This is a genomic window from Desulfonatronospira thiodismutans ASO3-1 (assembly GCF_000174435.1).
GTDB classification, from domain to species: domain Bacteria; phylum Desulfobacterota; class Desulfovibrionia; order Desulfovibrionales; family Desulfonatronovibrionaceae; genus Desulfonatronospira; species Desulfonatronospira thiodismutans.
On the sequence record NZ_ACJN02000002.1, the window covers coordinates 575,179 to 597,972 of the forward strand.

Sequence of the window (22,794 nt, forward strand, 5' to 3'; positions counted from 1 at the left end):
GGTCCAGCTCAGCTGGATTTCATCGGGATGCTCTTCATGGTTGATATGCAGAAAAACAGCTGGTCTTTTATCAGGGTCAAGCCAGGGGCACTGTAAAGCTAAAGGTGCTGCCCTTACCGGGTGTACTGTTTACCCGGATTTTTCCGCCCTGCATTTCAACAAATTCCTTACAGAGCAAAAGTCCCAGGCCGGTTCCCTTTTCTCCCCCGGTGCCTTTTCTGGAAGTGGTTCTGTCCAGGACAAACAGCCCGGACAGGGTCTGTTCGTCCATTCCAGTGCCGGTGTCTTCTACGTGTACACTGCACTCGGAGTTTTCTATTTCTGCCGAGATCCTGATTCGTCCCCCGGCAGGGGTGAATTTGACTGCATTGGACAGAAGGTTTCTAATTACCGTGTCCAGCATACGCCTGTCTGCGTAAACCATCAAACCGGAATCAACTTCGGACTCAATGCTGATATCCTTGTTCCCGGCGGGTGTCTTGACCATGCGTATGCTTTTATCCGCTGCACCGGCAAGGGAGACATCTTCAGGTTCACATTCAATGGCCCCTTTCTGTATGCTGGCCCATTGCAGCAGGTTTTCCAGAAGGTCCTGCAGATTTTCTGTGGCCTTGTGCATCTCTTCAGCCACTTCCCTTAGATCCTGCTGGGAGAACTGATCCACTTCTTCAGCCAGCATGCGGGTAAACCCCATAACTCCTGTGAGAGGAGACCTTAGGTCATGGGCAATTATGGAAAAGAACCTGTCCTTTTCATCCAGCAACTGCTGCAATTGTTCATTTTTACGGTTTATTTCCTGCTCAGCCAGCACTCTGCCAGTTATTCCCCCCAGGTGCCTGGCTATTGCATGCAAAAGCCTCCACTCTTCCTGGAGAAAAGGTCCGTGGTCAGCGCGGGGTTTTTCCTGCAGGTAGGCCACGGTTATATCCCCCAGGGTCTGAGCCCCAGTGGTGAATTCAACGCTCATCTGCCACGGGGTTTCCTGGAAGCCTGGAGTAGAAAATACTTTCCCCCCGAAAGTTATGCGGGCGGCAGTGTCTTCGGGGTACTGCCATCCCGGGGGTATGGCTTCCACTGCCTGCTGCAGGAACGTATCCAGGGTGGTATCCTTTTTAAAGGCACTGGAAATTTGATAAAGACACTGCTGCTCCTTGACCCTTTCCTGTAGCCTGACCTCAGCATCTTTTTTAGCGGTAATGTCCGTGACAAAGCCCTGATAATAGATGACATCACCCTTTTCATCCCTGACTGCGCGCACATTCCTGGATACCCAGAACATGCTGCCATCAGGGCGTCTGAAAAGGGACTCGTAATTTTTGACCTCTCCGCGGCTCTCCAGGACCCGCTTGAATTCTTCCCTTTCTTCAGGATAGACGTAAACTTGGGAGGCGATATCATTTACCTCAGTGATGAGCTCTTCAGAGGTGTTGAAGCCGTGCATCCTGGCCAGGGTGGTATTGGCTGTAAGATAGCGTCCATCAGGAGTGACGGTGAAAATTCCTATGGGAGCCTGTTCAATGGTGTCCTGGTAAAACCTGATCAGATCCTGCTGATCCTGGCTCAGGGAACCGGGGTTGTGCTGGTGCATTTTTTCTCCGAGAACTGCCCAGCCATGCTCAAGCCATGGTCTGGATAATTCGTTTACATATCAGCCTGCAGGGGCGTTGCCGTTTTTTCCGGGCACGCCTGCCCTGATTTTAAACCCGGGTACAGACTGGTGGAGTTGAGCGCTCATGAGCTGATGCAGGTCTTTGAACCTGCCTGACTCCAGCTTTTATTTATACTTTTTAAAACCGCCAAAAAGACCGTCTGCCAGAATACAAGGAAAAAATCAATTCCTGCATCCGGGGGTATGGCAGGTGCGGGTAACCATTCGGGGGTGGGTGTCTGCAATCGCCACAGAGGATAGACTTGATGCGTACTCCGCAACCGTGAGGGGCAAAGCCGCCCGCCTGTCCCGTGAAACAAACGTAGTTTCAGCGTAGCTGGTTTCACTGGGATGTGCAACGAAGTTGCCCGTGCCAAAAAAATCTTCTCCGGCACGGGAAGCCTTCAGCTTCACACCCGACTAAAATGCGCTTTGCTGTCCTGCGGAATTTTAGCGGGCAGGCGGGTGCTCCGCACACACGGTTTTTAAGCATAAAGAGTTCTGGAAAGATTTTCCTGCCTGTCACTCAGGATGCTTTGCATGCTTCCTGCTACCCTGAAGGGTTACGATGCGGGGCAGTCCCCGGATTTTAAAAAAACAGGTTGCGCTGTAGTTTTAAGACTTTTGTCATTTCTGCATGTTGAATTCTGCGGCAGAATGTTTTATTTTTTTAAAATAAACGCTGATTAGATTGACAGTTGATGAATAAAGCCAAGGAGTGGAAAATGCAATTTATTGACGATCTGGATGTTTCCGGGAAAACAATCCTTATGCGGGTGGACTACAATGTTCCTTTAAAAGACGGCCGGGTTCAGGACGATTCCAGGATCCAGGCTTCTATTCCCACCATTGAATATGCTTTGCGCCAGAATGCCAGGATTGTGCTCTGCTCCCACCTGGGCAAGCCCAAGGGCCAGGTCAGGTCAGAGCTGTCCCTGGCACCTGCTGCAGAGAGGCTAAGTGCCATCCTGGGCAGAGACGTTGCCCTGGCTCCGGACTGCATCGGGGAAAAGGCTCTGGAAATGGTGCGCTCCCTTGAACCGGGGCAGATACTCATGCTGGAGAACCTGCGCTTTCACCCCGGCGAAGAAAAAAACGACGATGAATTCAGCCGAGAACTGGCCAGGATGGGTGATATTTACGTCAATGACGCCTTTGGTGTGAGTCACAGGGCTCATGCTTCGGTGGTGGGGGTAACCCGGCACGCACCTTCCTGCTCAGGGGGACTGCTTCTAAAAAAAGAATGGGAATATCTTTCCAAGGTTGGCGATCCGGCCAGGCCATTCGTGCTTATAGCCGGGGGAGCCAAGGTATCCTCCAAGCTGGGGGTCCTGGAAAACCTCATGCACAAAGTGGATACCATGCTCATCGGCGGGGCCATGGCCAACACTTTTATCAAGGCTCAGGGTTATTCAGTGGGCACTTCAAAAGTGGAGGATGATCTCCTGGACAAGGCCCGGGAAATCATGCAGAAAGCCATAGAGAACAAGGTGCAGTTTTACCTGCCCGTGGATTTCATGCTGGGTGAGGGTCCTGATGCTGAATCAGCAGAGGGGGTCTGCCCTTTCCAGGGAATACCTGGGCATCTCATGGCCCTGGATATAGGACCTGCCACATGCACCCTTTTCTCCGAAGTCCTGCACAAGGCCAGCACTGTTATCTGGAACGGCCCCATGGGCGCATTTGAAAACCGCCCCTTTTCCCAGGGTTCCAGAAATATCGCGGAGCTGGTCTCCGGGCTGAAGGCCACCACCATGGTCGGTGGCGGGGATACCGACTCCCTGATCCACGAACTGATGCTGCAGGACAAATTCAGCTTTATCTCCACCGGGGGCGGATCTTTCATGGAATTTCTCGAAGGCAAGACTCTCCCCGGCTTCAAGGCCCTGGAAGAGTGCAGCAGCAAATAGAAGGAGTAAGGTATGCCCAAAAAACTCATGGCCGCCAACTGGAAGATGTTCAAAACCTGGGAGGAAGCCAGGCAGACCGCCAGGGAGCTGGTGGTAGCCGTCAGAAACGACCTGCCCGATGACCGGGAAGTCTTGCTCTGCCCGCCATTTACCGCTCTGCGGGGGGTCAGCGAGATGCTCATGCAGCAGGAAGGCTTTTATCTGGGCGGGCAGGATTTTTATCCAGCTGAGCAGGGAGCCTTTACCGGCGAAATAAACCCGGACCAGCTCCTGGATGCCGGCTGCAGCTATGCCCTTGTCGGGCACTCGGAGCGCAGGCATGTACTCGGGGAAAAAGATGACTTCCTCGCTTCAAAAGTGGCCTTCGGCCTTCAGAAGGGACTGAAGGTCATCCTGTGCATAGGCGAGACTCTGCAGGAGCGCAAGCATGGACAGGTACAGGAGGTGCTTCATGCCCAACTGGAACATGGGCTCAAGCATATTTCCACGGGTATTTCGGCAGAGCACCTGGCAGTGGCTTACGAACCTGTCTGGGCCATAGGCACCGGTGAAACCGCCGGCCCCCCGGAGATACAGGAAGCCCACGACCTGGTCCGGGAAAAGCTCAAAGGTATTCTCAAGCAGGGGGAGGCAATCCGCATTCTCTACGGCGGCAGCGTCAAGCCGGAAAATACCGCTTCCATAATATCCCTTGACAATGTAGAAGGGGTTCTGGTAGGTGGTGCAAGCTTAAACGCTGATAAATTTTCGCAAATAGTACTTGCGTAAGCATATGGAGGTAGTTCCTTGCAGACATTGATTGTAACTCTGCATCTTATATCCTGCGTGGTCCTGGTGGTCCTGGTTCTGCTGCAGTCCGGGCAGCAGGGCATGGGAGTCATATTCGGGGGAGGCGGCGGAAGTCTCTTCGGAAGCGGCGGCGCAGGCGGAATCCTGGCCAAGCTGACGGTAGCGGTGGCCATCATATTTTTTTGCACATCCCTTACTTTTACATATATGACCGCCAAGCAGCATGAGACTCAACCCAGTGAAATTGTGCAGCAACATGAGGAGGAAAGTTCCCGGGATTTTCCTCTGCAGAGCATGAGACCGGACAGTGAAGACGGAAGGGAGACATCAGGCCCGGTTTCCAGTCAGTGATCCCTGCAGCTTTTTAAATCGATACACGCCGAAGTGGTGGAACAGGTAGACACGCTATCTTGAGGGGGTAGTGGGCACCGCCCGTGGGGGTTCGAATCCCCCCTTCGGCACCATCAACAAGTCCAGTCGAGTCAGACTGAATTAATAAAGTCAATAAATTCAGAGCTTAAGCCCGGGCATCCTGTCCGGGCTTATTTTTTGGGTGCTGCCGGCTCTGGCCTTAGTCAAACCTGCATCAAAGCCGTGCAGAAGTTTTGAGCCTGGAGCAGTCTGTCATGCTGACCTTTCCCGCCCTGGCAGATTGTAACCATTCAGGGGGTCCTCGGTGTTGATTACTGGCCTTTTGTAAGCCCTTCTTGACACCCGGCATGGTCATTTTATTTTTTGAGGATGAAACAGAACATGACAGAAAAGGACATAAAATCCAGCCGGAGCAGGGTTGTTCTGGACACAAGCATACTGACCAATCCTGAATCCAGGCAGTATTTCGGAGAAGATCTGCCCTCAGCCATTAAAAAGATATGTTTTCTGGTCCAGGAATGCGGTTTTGAGCTTTATATTCCTTCTTCGGTTTTCAAAGAGCTCTCCAACTTTGTGCCGGCAAAGGAATTGACAGGACTGCGTATTCTTGCCGTTGTCCGCAATCCCGACCTGTACAATCTTCAGGTCCCGGCGGCCATATTCCATGCCTTTATCCACAAGCTGCGCCAAAGGGTGAACAAGGGCCTGCAGGTAGCGGAAAAGGCCATTGAAAGGGATAACCTCCCGGAAAACATCCGCTGGGTTCGGCAGCATTACCGTGAAGCCCTGCGCAGCGGAATTCTGGACAGTACAGAAGACCTGGAGGTAGTGCTTATGGCCAGGGAAGTTCAGGGACTGGTTCTCACCGAAGACCAGGGTATCTGCAGTATGGCTTCAGATCTGGGTCTGGAGGTTTTCAACGCTCTGGATTTTGTCCACTACTGTCAGGGCGTCATGAAGGAGGATGACTTTGCTCGACCAGGATCAAGGAATTGAACACAATGAATACAACGGACTGGTTTATTCCAGGCAGAGAAAGGACAGTTCCTTCCCCCGGGGCACGGTACATCTATATAATGAGGATCAGAGCCGTCCAGGCAGAAGCATAACAGGGTTTCCGCACATCAAAAGGACTTACCACCTGCATGCCGGAATCAAAAGGCTTTTCAAAAACGATTCCTTTAAGGCCGAAGAAAAGCTGGACGGATACAATCTGCGTGTATTCAGCCATGCAGGACGACTTCTGGCCGCCACCAGGGGAGGCTTTATCTGCCCTTTCAGCACCGAATGGGCCGGTATATGGGCTGAAGAATACGATCTGGATGGTTTTTTCAGAGATTATCCCGGGCACTATCTGTGCGGGGAGGTTCTAGGGGATAACCCTTACAACCGCCAGCGCGGCGTTGATCTGTCTCCGGGAGCCCATTTCTTTGTATTTGAGGTCTGCAAGCCCGACGGCACCTTTTTGCCTGTATCCACCAAAGAAGAACTGCTGCGTGAATATGGACTGCCGGCAGTGAAAGAACTGGGCACCTTTAATGCGTTGCAGGGTGAAGAACTTTATGCTCTTCTTCGCGACCTCAACTCCCGGGGCAAGGAGGGCGTAGTGCTCAAGTCACCCGATTCCTCCAGGCGGATGAAGTTTGTCACTCCGGAATGCGATATCCAGGATATCAAGGACGGCCTCGAGGTCGGGTTTGATCTGGATATGGGTTTTTTTCAGAGCCGATACATGCGGGTTGTTTATTTTGTTCAGGAGCTCGGCCTGGATAAGGACGAATACTCCCGGAAGCTGGGGCGGGCATTTATGGACGGCATTCCAGTATCAGAGAATTACCAGGGTGCCAGGGAAGAATACACCGTATATCTGTCCAGCCGTAACACCTGGCAGTCCTTGCTCAGCATGCTCATAAGCCAGATCAAAATCAGGACGCTGGAAACATCCTGGCAGCATGTCCGGGGCAGGGAAATGCTCAAGGTGCGCTTTGCCAGGATTTATACCAGAAGCGGCAAACGTTATCAGAGGATGATCAAGGGTGTGCTGCACCAGGATTGATAAGTTCATAGAGGACAGAAGCAAGGTGGCATTAGTCTGTGCGTTGGTAGAGTTAAAAAATCAGTGCTGGGGGACTGTCCCCTGCTTTCCTTAAAAAGGGGGCTGAACTGTTACGTCTGATTGAAGCCGGAAGCCCGGACCGGCAGGATACAAAGGACGTAACCATTCAGGGGGCAGGTACCGGCCAGTGGGACAGTCCCCGCGACACTTTTCCTTCACCAATACAAAAAGTACAGGCGCGAAATTAAGTGAAGCTGCATAGTCACTACTCAGCGGGGACAGTCCCCTGGCCTAATGCCATGAGTCACCACCGTGGACCCCCTGAATGGTTACCAAAGGACGAATCTTTGTTGATTCAGTAAAAAGGACATCCGGCTCAAGAGAGGGCAAATAAAAGACTGCAGCTTGCACACCATGTAACACCTTGATTTGTATGTTTTTTCTCCATGGTTGACAATGCTTTTTGTTTACAGCTAAAGTTATTATCAAGGTCGAATTGCCGGCCATGATACCCTGAGAATGTTGCTGCAAAAAAGTCCAGAGCCAAGTGTAGTCAAAGTAAACTTGGCCACAGTATTAATCGGTTTCTATGTGTTTACTTTTCCATGATCCTTAAGCGGACTATTCTGAGCTGGCGGCAGAAATGGATTTTTTACGGGGATATCATGCGAGGCTTGCCCAGCAGGATAATGTTTTTCTGTACATGCAAGCCCAACTGTTCTTATCAGGTTTGAGTTTAACAGCGGTTGCAGGTAATATGCCATATTTCTATCATAGCTTAAACCGCTGGCGAGCTTAATTTTTGCACCACAATCCAGGCGTTTCCTCCAATGACACACCAGCAGTCCACTGCAGAAGTCCGGTCTCCCCAGATAAACGGGGTTTTTTCCTCTACTTCCAAAATAACGGTTGGATATGGGCATACCAAAAAGAAAACCACCCAGTACATACTCATCTACGCCACTGAAAGGGAAGACGGCAACATCAACATCCAGACCCTCAATGAAAAGTATGTGCCCACCGGAGCCTCCAGGGTCATCAGCAAGGACAACCTCATGACCAACTACCTTCCGGAGCCGGAGCTGTATATGAACAAGGTCTATCCGGTTATCCGTGAACTCTCCAAGACTGTGGCCAGGGGTGAGAGGCACCTGCGCAACAGCGAGAATTACAGCGCCGAGATGGAATTCAAGAAGGCCCTGCGGGTGGATGAGGAAAATATCCGGGCCACATTCGGCCTTGGTCTGTCCTACCTCAGAAGAGGTGAGACCGACAACGGCAAAACCGTCTTTAAGAGACTGGTTTCTCTTAAAAATGCCTTTGAGCCTGAGCACAAGCACATGTTCAACGAGTTCGGCATCCAGCTTCGCAAAAACAAGATGTTTGTGCAGGCCATCAAATATTACTCCCGGGCCATGCAATACAGCCAGCGTGATGAAAATCTTTATTTCAACATGGCCAGGACCTATTATGAATACGGCAAGACTTCAATGGCGGTAAAATTTGTCCAGAAAGCACTGGAAATCAATCCGCAAATGTCCCAGGCACTGGAGTTCAAATCCTATATCGTTAAAAAAATGCCCACCTATCATCTCAAGGCCTGATGCAGTGATTGAAGGAATGAATAAGTACGCTGACAACCTGTGCTCCAGCGAAGAGCGTTATCGCAAACTCTTCGAGAATTCCCCCCTTGGCATTTTTCAAGCCGATGACAAAGGCATCATTGTCGACTGCAACGACAATTTCGTAAAGATCATAGGTTCGTCCCGCCAGGCCCTTATAGGCCTGAATATACATTCCCTGCCCGACACAAAGCTTGTAACGGAGTTCAAGAAGTCTTTGTCCGGAGAAGCAGGATTTTATGAAGATGTTTACCATTCGGTTTCAGTGGATAAGGCCACACCGGTCAAGGTGCATTTCGCTCCCATCTTTGCAGATAACGGCAGAATCCAGGGATGCATGGGGATAGTCGAGGATGTTACCCAGAAAAAGTTAGACGAAGAAGAGATCCACAAAAACGCCAGACGCCTCTCAGAGATCAATCATTGCCTGCTTGGTCTGGGCCAGGACTTTGAGACCAATGTACAGCGGCTGACGGCTCTTTGCGGAGACCTGCTGGGAGCTGCGTGCGCCTTGTACAATCGCCTGGAATCAGGCCTTCTGTGTTCCATGGGGCAGTGGCAGGCTCCGGAAGACTACGATCCCAGGGACCATCCCCAGGGGCACATATGCTACGATGCCATAAAGCAGGGCCAAAACGAGACAATGGTGGTCACCGATCTGGACCAGACTGAGTATGCCCGTACAGACCCCAATGTCCGGCGGTACAACCTGAAGACCTATCTGGGGCACCCGGTGAAGTGCGGTGAAGACTTTGTAGGCACATTATGCGTGGTCTACCAGGAAAATAGAGTTCCTACAGAAGATGATAAAAAGGTGATAGGCATTATCGCCTCCGCCCTGAGTGCTGAGGAAGACCGCAGGCAGGCCCGGGAAGACCTTGTCAGAAGTCAGGAGTCCTTCAAAAGGCTTGCTGAGCAGTGCCCCATATCCATAATGCAGTTTGACAGCCAGGGCCGCCTTATCTTTGTCAATGAGTGGCACATGCAGCACTTTGCAGGCAACGCGGTGGACAAACAGAAACTTTTGGGCATGCATATTCAGGAACTGCCAGGCCTGGAAAAGGCTGGCATCAATGAACAGGTAAGCCAGATACTAAATGGTGAACACCTTGATGTTCCGGAAATATTTTTTCCAGAGTTCATAGGCGGCGGTTGCGGCTGGGTTTCCCTGCGCGGTGTGCCTCTAAAGGAAGGTGACAAAATCACCGGAGGCATTTTAATCCGCGAAGACCTTACCGCCTGGAAAAAGACAGAGCAGGAACTGGTCAAAGCCAGGCAGGAAGCAGAGGCGGCAAGCAGGGTCAAGACCGAGTTTCTGGCCAATATGAGCCACGAGATAAGAACACCTCTAAACGGCATCGCCGGTATGCTGCAGCTGTTAAAAGAGACCAGCCTGGACATGGAACAAAAGGAGTATGTGGATCTGGGCATAAAATCCTCTCACCGGCTGACCAGGCTTTTATCGGACATCCTGGACCTCTCGCGCATCGAGGCCGGGCACATGACCATCCACCAGGAAGAATTCGACCCGCTGGAGCTTTGCAGTTCGGTAAACGAACTTTTTGCCGTCACCACCAGAAACAAACATCTGTCCCTGGAATGTATCTTCCAGGAGGGTTTTCCTTCCAGGCTTGTTGGAGACGAGGCCAGGATCCAGCAGATACTCTTCAACCTGGTGGGCAATGCCCTGAAATTCACCGAAAAAGGCGGGGTGCAGGTGTCCTGGTCTTTGTACGCCGGGGACGATACTGAACAGCAGGTGCGCATAACTGTCCAGGACACCGGGATAGGCATGGAGCAGGAGGTGCTTCAGGAGCTCTTCAAGCCATTTGTCCAGGCTGAAAACTCCTATACACGCAAGTATCAGGGTGCAGGACTGGGACTGTCCATAGTCAAGAGACTTGTGGAGCTCATGCACGGAAACATAAGCGTTAAGAGCGTGCCCGGGCAGGGCAGCACGTTCTACGTGGACCTTCCTTTGAAAGCTGCAGAGGACAGTGACGTTTCCAGGCAGGAAGACAGTCAGGACAGTGAAAAAGCTCTAAGCGGGCTCCGGATCCTTCTGGTGGAAGATGATCCGGCCAACCGCTTCGCCATGCAGAAGCTTCTGCAAAAATCAGGTCATCATGTGCAGACGGCCCAGAACGGCAGTCAGGCCGTGGAAGCCTTTGCCCACAGCCACTTTGACTGTATTTTCATGGACATTCATATGCCGGTTATGGACGGGGTGCAGGCCACCAGGAAAATCAGAAGCATGCAGGATTCAGGCATAGCCCCAAAAGTCCCCATTATAGCCCTGACCGCTTATACATTAAACGGGGACCGGGAAAAATTTCTGGAGTCCGGCATGGATGAATACCTGGGCAAGCCGGTACAGATGCAGGACATTGAAAACGTTCTAAAAAAGCTCTTGGGCTGATGCAGAGAACTTCCAGCATTCACCCCTGCCGACAGCAGTAATTCAACTCTTGTGTTGCCGGTAGTTCAGGTTTTAGCGGGATGACAGGCTGCTGGAGCATGTTGGACATACGGTATAAACCACGGTCAGATTCAGGGGTTTTTCCTGTGTGCCCTGATCCGGTTCCTGCCACTGGTCTTTGCTCTTTACCCGGCCGCAGATGCTGCACCTGCTGACCATATTCCGGGACATCTGATCCGAAGTCTTAAAATATACAGTGCGGTTTCGCTTCTCGGTGGAGACGACCCTGTGTTCTACTCTGAGCACCCCGGGCTTTTCGGGGATTATCTTCATCTGCATGTATCTTCTGGTATCCGGTGAGTCACAGCGGTAAGGGCGCTCAACAGCATCCCCGGTGATTTCAGCCAGCTGCAGGAGGGTGTCCAGCCACATCCTGGTGGAGTCGTCCCGGATATATTTCCATACCGAGCTTCCCTTGACCTGCCTTGAAAACGCCTTGGAGGCGTCATTTTCCAGGGCGAAGCGGTCCCAGGCCCCTCCGACTTCAATTATGCTTCTTTTTCTGTCCAGCCAGTAAATGACCTTTTGAGAATCTGTGCTCACGGATTTACCCTGTCACTTTTTAACTTTCCAGCTTTACTTTTGACTAAGCTGCTGTACCAGGTCCTTTAATTCCTGGGCCTGACGGGAGAGTTCTGCAATTGAACCGGAGGACTGGGTCATGACCTCGCTTGTTTCTCTGGAAATGCGGTTTACTTCCTCTATGTTGCGGTTGACCTCTTCACTGGCGGTGGACTGCTCTTCGGTTGCGGTGGCAATGGCCTGGACCTGTTCTGTTGCTTTCTGGACCCGCCTGACAATGTCCTCCAGGGCCTCCCCGGAGCGGTTGGCCAGGCTGTTGGCCTCATCGATAAGCGCCGAAGCCTGGTCCATGCCCTGTATATTGCTATTGGCCCCCTCCTGAATGGATGAAACAGCCTGCCCCACTTCCCTGGTGGCCTTCATGGTCTTTTCGGCCAGTTTGCGCACTTCATCGGCCACTACGGCGAACCCTCGCCCTGCATCCCCGGCCCTGGCCGCCTCGATGGCTGCATTGAGGGCCAGAAGATTGGTCTGGTCCGCAATATCATCAATAACATTCATGATGTTGCCTATCTCCTGTGCCTGTTTGCCCAGGCTGTCCATGCTGGACTGCAGTTCCCTGGATTTTCCGTGCACCTTGTTTATTGCCGCCACAGAGTCTTCCACGACTTTTGAGCCCTCCCGGGCCATATCCCGGGCCTGATCAGCCTCCTGGGCCGCAGCAGAGGCGTTTCGGGCCACTTCCATAACGGTGCTGTTCATTTCCTCCATGGAGGTGGCCGTCTGCCCGGCCAGGGAAGTCTGGGATTCGGCCCCCCGGCTGGCCTGTTCCACCTGGGCGGCCAGGTCCCTGGAGGATGAGGCCAGGGATTCGGAAATGCTGGTGGCCTGACTGGCATAGCTGGAGATTATGCGGTTCTGTTCCTTGATACGCGCCTCCGAGGCCCGAATTTCGCTTAGATCAGTGTATATGCAAAGCGAACCCATGAGCTTGCCCTCGATATCGTACAGGGGCGAGGCATCAATATGGATGCTGCGCTTGCCCCCTTTACGTCCGGTGAATTCCACCTCCTTGCTGATCCAGCGGTTTTCCTGCATGGCTGTACCCAGTACGGTCTGCCTTTTTTCACCATAGAAAAAGACAGCCACGTTCTGGCCGTAAAAGTCTTCGGGCCTGCCCTCGTGTTCCAGCATGTCCACCAGTTTCTGGTTGCCGAAGATGAAGTTTTCCTCAGTGTCGGTAACCGCGCAGGGAGTGGCCATGCTGTGCATGATCCCACGGGAGAGGCTCAGTTCGTATTTGAGGTGCTCAAGCATTTCCCGCAGGGCCTCCTGGGACTGGCCCATGAGACCCTGGTCCGGGAGCTGTCTGAATGTGCTGGTGTAGTGTCCGGAAGCTATACTTTTGGCCTGGGTGATGTTGTCCTGCAGGGTGCGGGAGACGAGGCTGGTGAAAGTGATGACTGCCAGGATAATCAGCGCGCCTCCTGCGCAGATGGCGGCCAGGAGCAGGCCTTCCGGGGCCCTGAAATACACCATTAAAACCATAAGGGCTGCATAGACTGCCACCAGGGCCAGTACAGCCGTCCTGAAGCTTTCCAGGGAACCAAGTAATCTTTGCATATGCCCTCTCCTGTTGAATAGCTTTGTTCTGTATCGTCTTTTCTCCTGCCGGGCTTTACCGCCTGACAGAAAATGTAGTAACCATTCAGGGGGTGCCTCAATCGGCCCGGGGACAGTCCCCGCACTTATTTTTTTCTGATGAACAATTTACAGATGTGAGCGTCAGTGACTTACCCCTGAAACCCCGTCATAAAAAACAAGAAACTTAGACAGGATTAACAGGATTGACAGGATAAGCAATCAGCGGCCCCGGTGAAATCAGCTGCGCTGTCCTTCGGAATTTCACAGGGCAAGCCGGAAGCCGCAGATTGCATTAGCCATCGCCATAGGCGAGTGATAACCTTTTGGCCTGGCTTCCGGCCAGGACAAAAATGTTTTTCTCTTAATCAATCTCTTAATCCTGTTAATCCTGTCAAAAAACTCTTTTATTTATTGGGTTGCGGGCATAGCCCGCCTTAGAAAAATGAGTGCGTGACAGTCCCCAGGGCCTGGTGCCAGTAATCACCACCGAGAAATCCCCTGAATGGTTACAAAATGTATGTGCTAACAGGCCCGGGAATATAACTACAGGTGTTGTCGGCAGGTGATCCGTCTGCCGGGATCAATACTGATAATCCGGCCCGGGCGCAACTTTTTTTGATGTCAGGAAATAATGTCCACCTGGTGCATGCCGCGGACACTGTTCATGAGAAAGACCCTTGGGCTGTCCAGTACGTCCTGGATGCTCAGCACACTTTCGCGGATGACGCCCTGCTCCAGCATAAGAGAACGGTACACTCCGGGCAGCAGGCCGCAGCTTACCGGGGGGGTGAGCAGTTCCCCGTTTTTTTCTACTGCCAGGTTGGCAATGGTGGATTCGGTAGCCTGGCCGCGATGATTGTATAGAAGCACGTCCCGGCAGCCGGGCCTGGCAGCCAGGGCCTGATTGTACACTTCCCTGTTGGTGGTTTTGTGGTATAAGAACCTGTTGTCTGGATCCACCGCTGAGGCGGCCAGGGGCAGACGGGAAAAACCGGGATTCTGCGTATCAAGCTTCACTGCCTGCACCTTCACCGCACCCTTCCTGGATACCAGCAGGCGTATTTTGTGCGGCTCCTGGGGCAGGGCAGCACCCAGATCCTGCAACTCACTGTGCACTCGCTGCAGGTCCAGGGGAAAGTCAAAGTATTCAGCAGATTCCTGCAGGCGCTCGAGGTGCATGCTCAAATAGGGAAAGCCTTTTGAAGGCTGCCACAAAATGCTTTCCAAAAGATCGAAGCCAGGGCCTGGAGTGGCCAGGACCCTGGCCTTGACCCTGGACTCGTTCATTTCCATGTCCGTTCTGGAGTCCCAGACTATGCCTCCGCCGATGCCGTATTCGGCCAGGCTTTTTGTCTGGTCCAGAAGGAGGGTGCGGATGGCCACGTTGAACTGGGCCTGCCTGCCCGGAGCTACATAGCCCATGGCCCCGGTGTAGATGCGCCTGGGTGCGGTTTCCAGTTCAGCGATGATTTCCGTGGTTCTGATCTTGGGGGCTCCGGTAATGGAGGCAGGTGGGAAAAGAGATGAAAAAATCGCGTCCAGGGGAGCGGATGTAGAACTCTCTACCAGAGAAGTCATCTGCCAGACATCGAAATACTTTTCCACGGAAAACAGCTGCGGAACATGCACGCTTCCCGGATGGGCTATGCGGCCCATGTCGTTTCGGACCATGTCCACTATCATGACGTTTTCGGCCCTGTCTTTTTCCGATTTTTCAAGCTCCCGGGCCGCATGCCGGTCCTGGATGTTGTCCAGGCCCCTGGCAGCGGTGCCTTTCATGGGCCTGGACCTCAGGGTCTGTCCCTTGAGGGTGAAAAACATCTCCGGGGAAAAGCTGCACAGGGCGAACTCTCCGGTATCAATGAAGGCTGCGTATGGAGGATCCTGAGAGCGGTAGATGGTGCAGAAGATGTCCAGGGGATCAAGGGAGCATTCAGCTCTTAACCTGTAGGTAAAATTGACCTGATAGGTATCTCCGGCCCGGATATATTCCCGGATGCGGTCCAGGGAACTGGAGTATTCCCCGGGGGTAATGGAGGGCGACCAGTTCAGGCCCTCCAGAGAAACCCGGGAGTCCGGGCGGGGCAGTTCTGTTTCCCGCATACCGGAAAAAAGTCCGAACCACAGAAGGGGAAAACCTGAATCGTCCGGGCGGACTTTTAAATAAGGATCAAAGGCCAAAGAGGCCTCGTAGGAGACAAACCCGGCAGCGAAAAGGCTGTGGCCTTCAACCTGCTGTTCCACCTGCTGCAGTGCGGGCAGGACCTCTTCGGCAGTATGAGCCTTGATTATGCCCTCAAGGCCGTCAAATGAAAGCAGTTTTCCTGAGCGGGCCTGTCGGACTAAGGCCCGGGGGGTCTTTATGCCTGAAGATTCAGGTTGCGAAAGTGCGGATCCAGGATCCATGATCCTGCCTTAGCCATCTTTGAAGATGGAGGAGCCGTAAAACTTGATATCCAGGATTTCGTACTCGATCTTGCCTTTGGGGGCGTTTACCACTGTTTCATCGCCCACCTCTCTGCCCATGAGGGCCCGGGCCAGGGGAGAAAAAACGGACAGAGAATCTGGAACAAAATCGGTCTCATCAGGGCCGAGCAGAGTATATTTTTTAACTTCGCCGGTGTCCACGTTTTCTATTTCCACTGTGGCCCCATAGCATACCTTGTTGCCATCCATGGTGTCCAGGTCGATGATGTTGAACATGGGCATACGTGAAGTTATCTGGGCAATCTTGGCCTCCAGAAGGCCCTGGCGTTCCCTGGCCGCGTCGTAGCCGGCGTTTTCTTTGAGATCGCCTTCCTCGCGGGCTTCCTTGATGGCCTGGATCACCTCGGGGCGTTCGGCCTGGAGTTTTTCCAGTTCTTGTTTAAGTCTTGCAAAACCTTCCTCTGAAATGGGGATGCTGTCGCTCATACCTGAATTCTCTCGTGTTTTGGGTTAGAAACAACTTAATCCCGCACACGTTTTAATCAAGCCTTTACCTTTGCGTCTGATCCCGGGCATGCAGGGGTAAAGGGCTGAACCCACATCTCAGGCCGGTACAGGCAACTGAGGCCAGAACCTTGACCAGAGAGTGATTCAGCAAGACTTGAGAAAGCGTGTGCGGGATTATCTAAAGATTAATATCCTTAATATCCTGCCGGACTTTTTGTCCGGTGGTTTCCCGTACATGGCAAACAATCTGATTTATGCATCATAGGTCATCCTCAGGGTCTGGTCAAGCCTCCGCCAGAAGTTTTCAGGCCGGTTTTTTGGTTTGGAAAATCCGGGGATTATTGTTAATATAGACGTAAGAATTAACCATAATGATTTGTGCTCCAGCTGTCCGGGAATGCAGGTCGGCAGAGCATGTAAACCGGAAAACAGGAGGTGCCGGGATATGCACAAGGTAATTTCCAGGGTCAGGGTGGAATGCGTCCAGGGCGACATAGCCTCCCAGGAAGACATAACCGCAGTGGTAAATGCGGCAAACTCGCAGCTGAGGCCCGGCGGAGGCGTGGCCGGGGCCCTGCACCAGAAGGCCGGTCCCGGACTGGAAGAAGAATGCCGCCCCCTGGCGCCCATAAGGCCTGGAGAGGCGGTGCTTACCGGGGGACACAACCTGCCCAACAGGTACGTTATTCATTGCCTGGGGCCTGTTTACGGTGTGGACCGGCCCGAGGACGAACTACTGGCCAGGTGCTACAAAAGAGCCTTGAGCCTGGCTGAAGAGCACCATGTGGACTCCATAGCCTTTCCGGCCATTTCTTCGGGGGCCTTTGGTTTTCCCCTGGACAAGGCGGCGCAGGTGGCATTAAAAACAATTGCTGACGCGGCCACTGGACTGCGCCAGGTAAAAAAGATCAGGTTCGTCCTTTTCAGCCAGGAACAGAAGCAGGTGTTTGAACAGGCCCTGAGCAGCATCGAAAGCACGTAAAACCCAGTGAGGACTTAAATGCCACAGGAAAAAACATACCTACAAAAGGCCATGGACAACCTTTACGCTGCCCTGAGAGAGCAGCAGTCCGCAGACCCGGAATTGCGCAACAGGATTCAAAAATCAATCAATACCACTCAGTCGGCCCTGGATCTGGCCAAAGAGCGGGAAAAAGGCCGGGCCGGGGCTGCCGGGGTGGATGATGACGATCCCTGGCTGGGCTGATTTTTTCAGCCGGGGTCAAGTCCTGAACAGGGCCTGGATTCTTTTTTCCAGGTCCTTCAGCCTGTCCTGGTGGGGCTGTGCAGCATCCAGGACATGAATGCGCAGGCTCTGGTCCACAAGCTGCACCGAGGCGGTACCGGGAAGCAGGCTGACTACCCAGACAAAAAGCACCCTGGCAGTGGGATGTTCAAGCTGGACCCTGTGCATGATTATGCCGGTCTTAAGGGGCATTGACGGCCTGAAGGCCCTGGAGGTGACATCAAGACCCCCCAGCAGGGACAGGTGCAAAAAGAAAGGGATAAAACCCGGAAGACCCGGCAGCCGGAGGTTCTGCCCGGGCACAAGGAACATGCTGCTCACCGCCGCTGCAAGGACGAAGAACAGCCCCAGAGGCCAGTCCTGCAAACTGCCTCCGGCCAGGCCCCACCAGATAACCCCGAAAAGGGCCAGGCGAAAGGCAAAGCACCTTGCCCCGGCAATAACTCCCGGCCGTGGACTTCTTTTTGCCTGATTTCCCGGCTCATTTACCATGTGTAGATTCCGCCTTTCTTTCATCAGATCATCATCCCCAAGCCTGCCAGAAGCAGGGTCAGAACTACAAATAAAAATCCGGCCACAGGCCACTGCCTGAGCCTGAATTCAATGCTGCAGGGGGTTTCCATGCTTTTGCGGCCGTAAATATATCTGTCCAGCATGTATACAAAATTTATCTGTCCGCAGGTGGGGTCGCAAAGCGGGCTGCTGCGCCACCTGGCATAAGAAAGACGCCAGATTCTTTCCGTTAATTCCACGGTGTCCGGCCAGGAATGCAAAGCGGCCTGCAAGGGGACCCAGAATTTGATTGCCGGATAAATAAGCACACCAAGCATTACCGGCCACAGTCCCCCCCAGATAAAACCCGTATCCGCCTGCCAGGCCGCCGGGAGCATTTCGAATGTATGCACGGATACAAAGGGCAGGCCGGTGCTTGCAGCCACCATGACCAGCCAGACCAGGGCCTGATCCCGGGGGTACGCCTTGTCCGCAGGTTTCATGGCCTGAAAAATCCGGTAGAGAAAATGCGCCATGAGCAGGGTTGTGCCCAGGGAGGAAAGGGGCAGAAGAAGCCCTGTAACAGAGTACATGGGGCCCATGGAAGCCAGGTCCTTCATGAGGTACTTGACCTGTATCCCGGAGGTAAGCGGAGCTCCGGCCAGGGCCAGGGCCGGCAGGGCCAGGGCCGCCAGCAGAAGAAAAGTGCCGGCCCCCTGCCCCCTGGCGTATTTGGTGGCTCCCACCCCGATGAACAGGGCTGCCTTGGCCAGTCCGTGGTGCATGACAAACATCAGGATTCCTGGCAGGGCCGTTTTTGCCAGTGCGGCATCAAAAAGGGCCAGCCCCAGGAGAAAGGCCATGAGTCCCATCTGGCTGATGCTGGAATAGGCCAGGACGGTTTTGGGGTCCTTTTCCAGAAGTCCGGCCAGAACTCCGAAAAAAGCCCCCAGAAGTCCCAGGCACATGAAAAATGCTCCCCAGGAGGGCATGGAGGCTGACTCCACCGGAAAAAAGTAAAGCCAGCCCAGAAGTCCGGCCTTGATCATGGCTCCGCTCAGTACTGCGCTGGCCGGGGTGGGAGCGGCCGGATGAGCCAGGGGCAGCCAGTAGTGCAGGCCCAGGATCCCGGCTTTGATGCCGAAGCCTGCAAACAGCAGAAAAAACATGGGATGAGCCGGGGAGAGTCCTGCAGCGGCCCGGGAAATATCCATAAACATGACGCTGTCGGCTACGTGCACCGAAATCATCAGCCCGGCGGTAAGCATCCCCTCCCCCAGCACAGCAGTGACCATGTATACATGCCCGGCCTTCCAGGCTGAGGGGGTGTCGTTGTGGATGACCAGGCTGTAGGCGGTAAAGGTCATAAGCGAGAAGAAAGCGTAAAAGGTGACTACGTCCTTGGCCACTGCCAGACCCAGTGTGCCGCACATGGCCAGCAGAAACAAGATGGTATAGGAGCGCCGGTCGGGGTCATTGTGCATGCTGCAGGCGGAAAAAAAGCCTGCCCCGGTCCAGACCATGGCCATGAGAAGCAGGAAATACCTGCCGTATTCCCCGAAACCCAGATGCATGCCGAGTAAAAAACTGGGCATCTCCAGAGGGGCCGTATCGGATCCAAAAACAGCCAGACCCAGAGCCGGAAGAGGTCCCAGGACTGCAAGCCGGCCCCAGTATTTGTCCTGAATTTTTGAGATCAGGCACAGGCCCGCCAGAAGCAGGGGGAAAAAAACAGCCAGAACCCATATCATGGCAGGGCCCCCATTCCAGTGGCTATCTGTTTTGCAATACCCAGGGGACTCCAGGTCCACCCGGCCCAGAGTCCGGCCAACAGCGACATGGAGGCTGTTGCCAGGGCGGGCAGCAGCAGGGTCAGGGGGGCTTCAAAACGGCTTACGCGCTGTATCTTCCATTTTTTCTGCGGAGTCTTGAACCAGATGGTTTTGACAACTGGCAGAAAATAGGCCGCATTGAGCATGCTGCTAAGGACCATGATCCCCACCACCCATTCCCGGCCGGCGTCCATGCCCCCGAGTCCCAGGTACCATTTGCTCACGAACCCGGCCACTGGAGGCACTCCAATCATGCCGAAGGCCGCAACAGTAAAACAGATGGCGGTAACCGGCATACGCCGGCCCACCCCGCCCAGGTCTTTGATGCTGTGCAGTCCCAGGGTCTCGGCGATGTTGCCGGCGCAGAAGAACAGGGTGATCTTCATGATGCCCTGGTGTACCAGGTGCACGATGGCCGCCACAGTGGAAAAGGGAGCCAGGATGGCCACCCCGAGAGTAATGTAGGAAACCTGGCTCACGGTTGAATAAGCCAGTCGCTTCTTGAGATCCGTCTGCATCAGGGCCCGCACCGACCCGAAAACTATGGTCACTGCAGCCACTAAGGCCAGGGGCTCCAGAAGTCCCAGGCCTGCTGCAAACTCCCTGTCATACACGTCAAATACCACCCGGACTATGCCGAAGGCTCCGGCCTTGACCACGGCTACAGCGTGCAGCAAAGCCGAAACCGGGGCCGGGGCTATCATGGCCACCGGAAGCCAGCCGTGCAGAGGCACCAGAGCCGCCTTGACTCCCAGCCCGGCGATGAGCAGGGCGAATATTATTATCAGGGTGCTGTAATGAGCCGGGTCCAGAGCCTCAAGCACCCCGGTGTCGGTGAAATCGAAGGGTCCGGCCAGGACATGCAGCCAGACAATACCCACAAACAATACTGAACCGCCGCCGATGGTGTACCACAGGTAGTTGCGCCCGGCTTCCAGGGCCTGCCTGGTTTCGCGGTGCACCACCAGGGGGTAGGTGGTCAGGGTCAGAAATTCATAAAAGATAAAGAAGGTGATCAGGTTGCCGGCCATGGCGATGCCGGTACTGGCGGTGACGCACAGGCTGAAAAAACCAAAAAAACGGCTGCGGTTGGGCGAGCCCTCCAGGTAGCCCACGGCGTACAGGGTGGTCACCAGCCACAGGTTGCTGGACAGGGCCAGAAACATGAGGGACAGAAAATCCACCTTGAGCAGGAACTCAAAGCCAAGCCCCATGCTGAATCCCACCTCATGCACTTCCCCATGCACCAGCAGCCTGTAGGCCATGTAGTGCACCGCCACCACCTTGAAGGCCGCGGCAAAGAGGTTCAGGGCTGTGCGCAGCCTGCTGCGGCTTTCATCAAGCATGAAGATTATAAGCCCGGCAAACAAAGAGCTGGCCAGGACCAGCAGGGGCAGCCAGACGTTCAGGTTCATGGTCCGTCCTCCCACTCAACCGTCCAGAGCATGTGCTCCTGCAGCATAAAAATGACTTCCTCGGCCCGGAAACCTATGAGGATGGAAGCCAGGGCCAGGATCAGAGGAATTTTTTCCAGGACAAAGGGCACAGGAAGCATGCGCGCCTCTTTTTCCGCCAGCAGAAAGGCATGCCCAAGAATCCTGAAGACATACCCGGCGGTGAGCAGCCCCCCCAGGACCGGGGCAACCGCCCACCACCACTGCCCGCTTTCCAGGATGGCCTGCATGAACATCCACTTGGCCACGAAGCCCCCGCTGGGAGGCAGGCCCATGAGGCTTATGCCGGCCAGGCCCAGGGTAAAGGTGGTCATGGGCAGGCGCGAGGCGATGTTTTTCATGTAATGGATCCTGTCGGTGCCTGTGGACAGAATCAGGTTGCCCGCGGCCAGGAAAAGGGCGGCCTTGGCCAGGCCGTGGGAGATGGCCTGGTAAGTGCCTCCGGCCCAGGCCTTTTCAGCCCAGGGGGCCTCGGGCACTGTGCACAGAAGGGGGAACATGAGAAAAAGATAGCCCACCTGGGCCACGCTGGAATAGGCGATGATAAGCTTGAGCCTGGCCTGAATCAGGGCCTGATAGGAGCCCCAGAGCACCGCCAGCACGCCCAGGCAGCCCAGAACGTAGGCCCCGTGATATGTGAGCCCGGCTGGTTCAAAAACTCCCACCCACAGGCGCAGGAGAAGAAAAAAAGAACCCTTGATGACCAGGGCTGAGAGAAGAGCGCTGACAGGAGCAGGAGCCTCGCCGTGGGCCGGGGGCAGCCAGAAGTGAAAGGGCAGCAGGGCTGATTTCATGATAAGCCCCGCAGTCATGAGCCCGAAGGCTGCTGCTGTAACAGGTCCGCCCTGCAGACCACCGGACTGCATGAACATGTCCAGCATGCCGGTCTCGGCGTACAAAAAGCCTACTCCCATGAGAAAAGCCAGGGAGCCGGCCATGGCCACCAGGAGATAGCGCAGGCCCGCCTGCAAAGATTCTGTCTTACCCGAGAGCACGGCCAGAGCTGCGGCGCAGATGGTGACCAGCTCCAGCACCACATAGGCGTTGAAGACGTCAGAGACCATGAACAGACTGTTGAGCCCGGCCCACATGAGAAGCCATAAGGGCCAGAAGTGGCGGGCGCTTTCCCTGTCAAAGAAAAAGGTGCTGTAAATACTGACAAGGGCTCCTACAAGGGCGGTCATGAGCAGAAAAATCACACTCAGTCCGTCCATATGCAGGTGGATACCCAGGGGTTCCGCCCAGCCCCCCAGGGAAACACGCCTGGCCCCGTGGTGGTAGACGTCCAGGGCAAGGCCTGTGGCCAGGGCGGGAATAACAAGGGATGTGAGAAATCCCCAGGATGCGATACCCCGGCCCGGAGCCAGGAAAGAGCCCATGGCTGCGGCCAGGGGTACCAGGACCAGCAGGCTTTCCATTACCCTTCCTCATCCTCTATGCTGCAGGAGGTGTCCAGCTCGGCATGCCCGGTTTTTTCATGAATACGCCGGGTAAGGAAGAGGGCAAAGGCGGTGAGGCTGATGGCCACCACGATACCGGTTAAAACCATGGCCTGGGGCACGGGGTCCACTTGGCCGGACTGGTCCGGATTGGCAATGCTTATGAATAAAAGAAACACGCCCCCGGCCATGACGTTTAAGGCCACGATCTTGCGCAAAAGGTTTTTGTGAGAAGCAAGCCCCCACAGCCCCAGGCAGAACAGAAGCATTGCCGTTACTGCGTATATGTAAAAACCATGCATGACTTTATCCGCTTGTACTATGTTATCGGTTATCAGTTATTTGTTATTTGTTA

At 54.2% G+C, this 22,794-nt stretch carries 19 protein-coding genes and 1 tRNA gene; 10 read left to right on the forward strand and 10 right to left on the reverse strand.

Translation table 11 applies throughout. The features are described from left to right. Positions 1-76 precede the first annotated feature (76 nt). Complete coding sequence (locus DTHIO_RS19760) at positions 77-1,588, reverse strand: sensor histidine kinase (RefSeq protein WP_008869966.1); 1,512 nt, start codon at positions 1,586-1,588, stop codon at positions 77-79. A gap of 785 nt (positions 1,589-2,373) precedes the next feature. Between DTHIO_RS19760 and DTHIO_RS08845 the strand changes: the two genes are divergently transcribed. The 8 genes from DTHIO_RS08845 to DTHIO_RS19765 all read left to right on the forward strand — a co-directional run bounded on the left by DTHIO_RS08845 (position 2,374) and on the right by DTHIO_RS19765 (position 10,816). Beyond that, complete coding sequence (locus DTHIO_RS08845) at positions 2,374-3,558, forward strand: phosphoglycerate kinase (protein WP_008869968.1); 1,185 nt, start codon at positions 2,374-2,376, stop codon at positions 3,556-3,558. Between the two features lie 12 nt (positions 3,559-3,570). Continuing rightward, positions 3,571-4,326: a triose-phosphate isomerase gene (gene tpiA / locus DTHIO_RS08850; RefSeq protein ID WP_008869969.1), complete on the forward strand. Its 756-nt coding sequence runs from the start codon at positions 3,571-3,573 to the stop codon at positions 4,324-4,326. 18 nt (positions 4,327-4,344) lie between these two features. Then, a complete protein-coding gene (gene secG, locus DTHIO_RS08855; RefSeq protein ID WP_008869970.1) occupies positions 4,345-4,698 on the forward strand; it encodes a preprotein translocase subunit SecG in 354 nt (117 codons plus the stop codon). A 27-nt stretch (positions 4,699-4,725) separates the two neighbouring features. Beyond that, positions 4,726-4,811: transfer RNA gene (locus tag DTHIO_RS08860), tRNA-Leu, on the forward strand. Between the two features lie 289 nt (positions 4,812-5,100). After that, positions 5,101-5,715, forward strand: coding sequence for an RNA ligase partner protein (locus tag DTHIO_RS08865; protein ID WP_008869971.1), 615 nt, complete (start codon positions 5,101-5,103; stop codon positions 5,713-5,715). Next, on the forward strand, positions 5,690-6,775 hold the full coding sequence (locus DTHIO_RS08870) for an RNA ligase (protein WP_008869972.1): 1,086 nt from the start codon (positions 5,690-5,692) through the stop codon (positions 6,773-6,775). The genes DTHIO_RS08865 and DTHIO_RS08870 overlap by 26 nt, the downstream gene beginning before the upstream one ends. An 830-nt stretch (positions 6,776-7,605) precedes the next feature. After that, complete coding sequence (locus tag DTHIO_RS08875) at positions 7,606-8,379, forward strand: tetratricopeptide repeat protein (protein WP_008869973.1); 774 nt, start codon at positions 7,606-7,608, stop codon at positions 8,377-8,379. Between the two features lie 16 nt (positions 8,380-8,395). Continuing rightward, positions 8,396-10,816 (forward strand): ATP-binding protein, encoded by a 2,421-nt coding sequence (locus tag DTHIO_RS19765; protein WP_008869974.1) that lies wholly within the window; start codon positions 8,396-8,398, stop codon positions 10,814-10,816. Between the two features lie 72 nt (positions 10,817-10,888). Here DTHIO_RS19765 and DTHIO_RS08885 read toward each other — a convergent pair whose 3' ends face one another. From DTHIO_RS08885 to greA, 4 genes are all read right to left on the reverse strand, one after another. Then, positions 10,889-11,419: a hypothetical protein gene (locus tag DTHIO_RS08885; protein ID WP_008869975.1), complete on the reverse strand. Its 531-nt coding sequence runs from the start codon at positions 11,417-11,419 to the stop codon at positions 10,889-10,891. Between the two features lie 33 nt (positions 11,420-11,452). Continuing rightward, on the reverse strand, positions 11,453-13,021 hold the full coding sequence (locus tag DTHIO_RS08890; RefSeq protein ID WP_008869976.1) for a methyl-accepting chemotaxis protein: 1,569 nt from the start codon (positions 13,019-13,021) through the stop codon (positions 11,453-11,455). A gap of 642 nt (positions 13,022-13,663) precedes the next feature. After that, positions 13,664-15,448 (reverse strand): aminodeoxychorismate synthase component I, encoded by a 1,785-nt coding sequence (gene pabB / locus DTHIO_RS08895; RefSeq protein ID WP_008869977.1) that lies wholly within the window; start codon positions 15,446-15,448, stop codon positions 13,664-13,666. 9 nt (positions 15,449-15,457) lie between these two features. Continuing rightward, positions 15,458-15,955 (reverse strand): transcription elongation factor GreA, encoded by a 498-nt coding sequence (gene greA / locus DTHIO_RS08900; protein ID WP_008869978.1) that lies wholly within the window; start codon positions 15,953-15,955, stop codon positions 15,458-15,460. Positions 15,956-16,421: 466 nt separating this feature from the next. Between greA and DTHIO_RS08905 the strand changes: the two genes are divergently transcribed. Together DTHIO_RS08905 and DTHIO_RS08910 are read left to right on the forward strand one after the other, a co-directional pair. Further along, the gene (locus DTHIO_RS08905) at positions 16,422-16,958 is read left to right on the forward strand and encodes a macro domain-containing protein (RefSeq protein ID WP_008869979.1); all 537 of its coding nucleotides are present in this window, start codon (positions 16,422-16,424) and stop codon (positions 16,956-16,958) included. Between the two features lie 18 nt (positions 16,959-16,976). Beyond that, positions 16,977-17,183, forward strand: a complete 207-nt coding sequence (locus DTHIO_RS08910; RefSeq protein ID WP_008869980.1) for a hypothetical protein — start codon at positions 16,977-16,979, stop codon at positions 17,181-17,183. Positions 17,184-17,198: 15 nt separating this feature from the next. Here DTHIO_RS08910 and DTHIO_RS08915 read toward each other — a convergent pair whose 3' ends face one another. The 5 genes from DTHIO_RS08915 to DTHIO_RS08935 are packed head-to-tail and all read right to left on the reverse strand — an operon-like array spanning position 17,199 to position 22,741. Then, positions 17,199-17,738, reverse strand: a complete 540-nt coding sequence (locus tag DTHIO_RS08915) for a Na+/H+ antiporter subunit E (RefSeq protein ID WP_083803964.1) — start codon at positions 17,736-17,738, stop codon at positions 17,199-17,201. Next, the gene (locus tag DTHIO_RS08920; protein WP_008869982.1) at positions 17,738-19,465 is read right to left on the reverse strand and encodes a complex I subunit 5 family protein; all 1,728 of its coding nucleotides are present in this window, start codon (positions 19,463-19,465) and stop codon (positions 17,738-17,740) included. Before DTHIO_RS08920 ends, DTHIO_RS08915 begins: the two co-directional genes overlap by 1 nt. Further along, on the reverse strand, positions 19,462-20,961 hold the full coding sequence (locus DTHIO_RS08925; RefSeq protein ID WP_008869983.1) for a complex I subunit 5 family protein: 1,500 nt from the start codon (positions 20,959-20,961) through the stop codon (positions 19,462-19,464). Before DTHIO_RS08925 ends, DTHIO_RS08920 begins: the two co-directional genes overlap by 4 nt. Further along, positions 20,958-22,418, reverse strand: a complete 1,461-nt coding sequence (locus tag DTHIO_RS08930; protein ID WP_008869984.1) for a complex I subunit 5 family protein — start codon at positions 22,416-22,418, stop codon at positions 20,958-20,960. Before DTHIO_RS08930 ends, DTHIO_RS08925 begins: the two co-directional genes overlap by 4 nt. Then, a complete protein-coding gene (locus DTHIO_RS08935) occupies positions 22,418-22,741 on the reverse strand; it encodes a sodium:proton antiporter (protein WP_008869985.1) in 324 nt (107 codons plus the stop codon). Before DTHIO_RS08935 ends, DTHIO_RS08930 begins: the two co-directional genes overlap by 1 nt. Between the last annotated feature and the right edge of the window lie 53 nt (positions 22,742-22,794).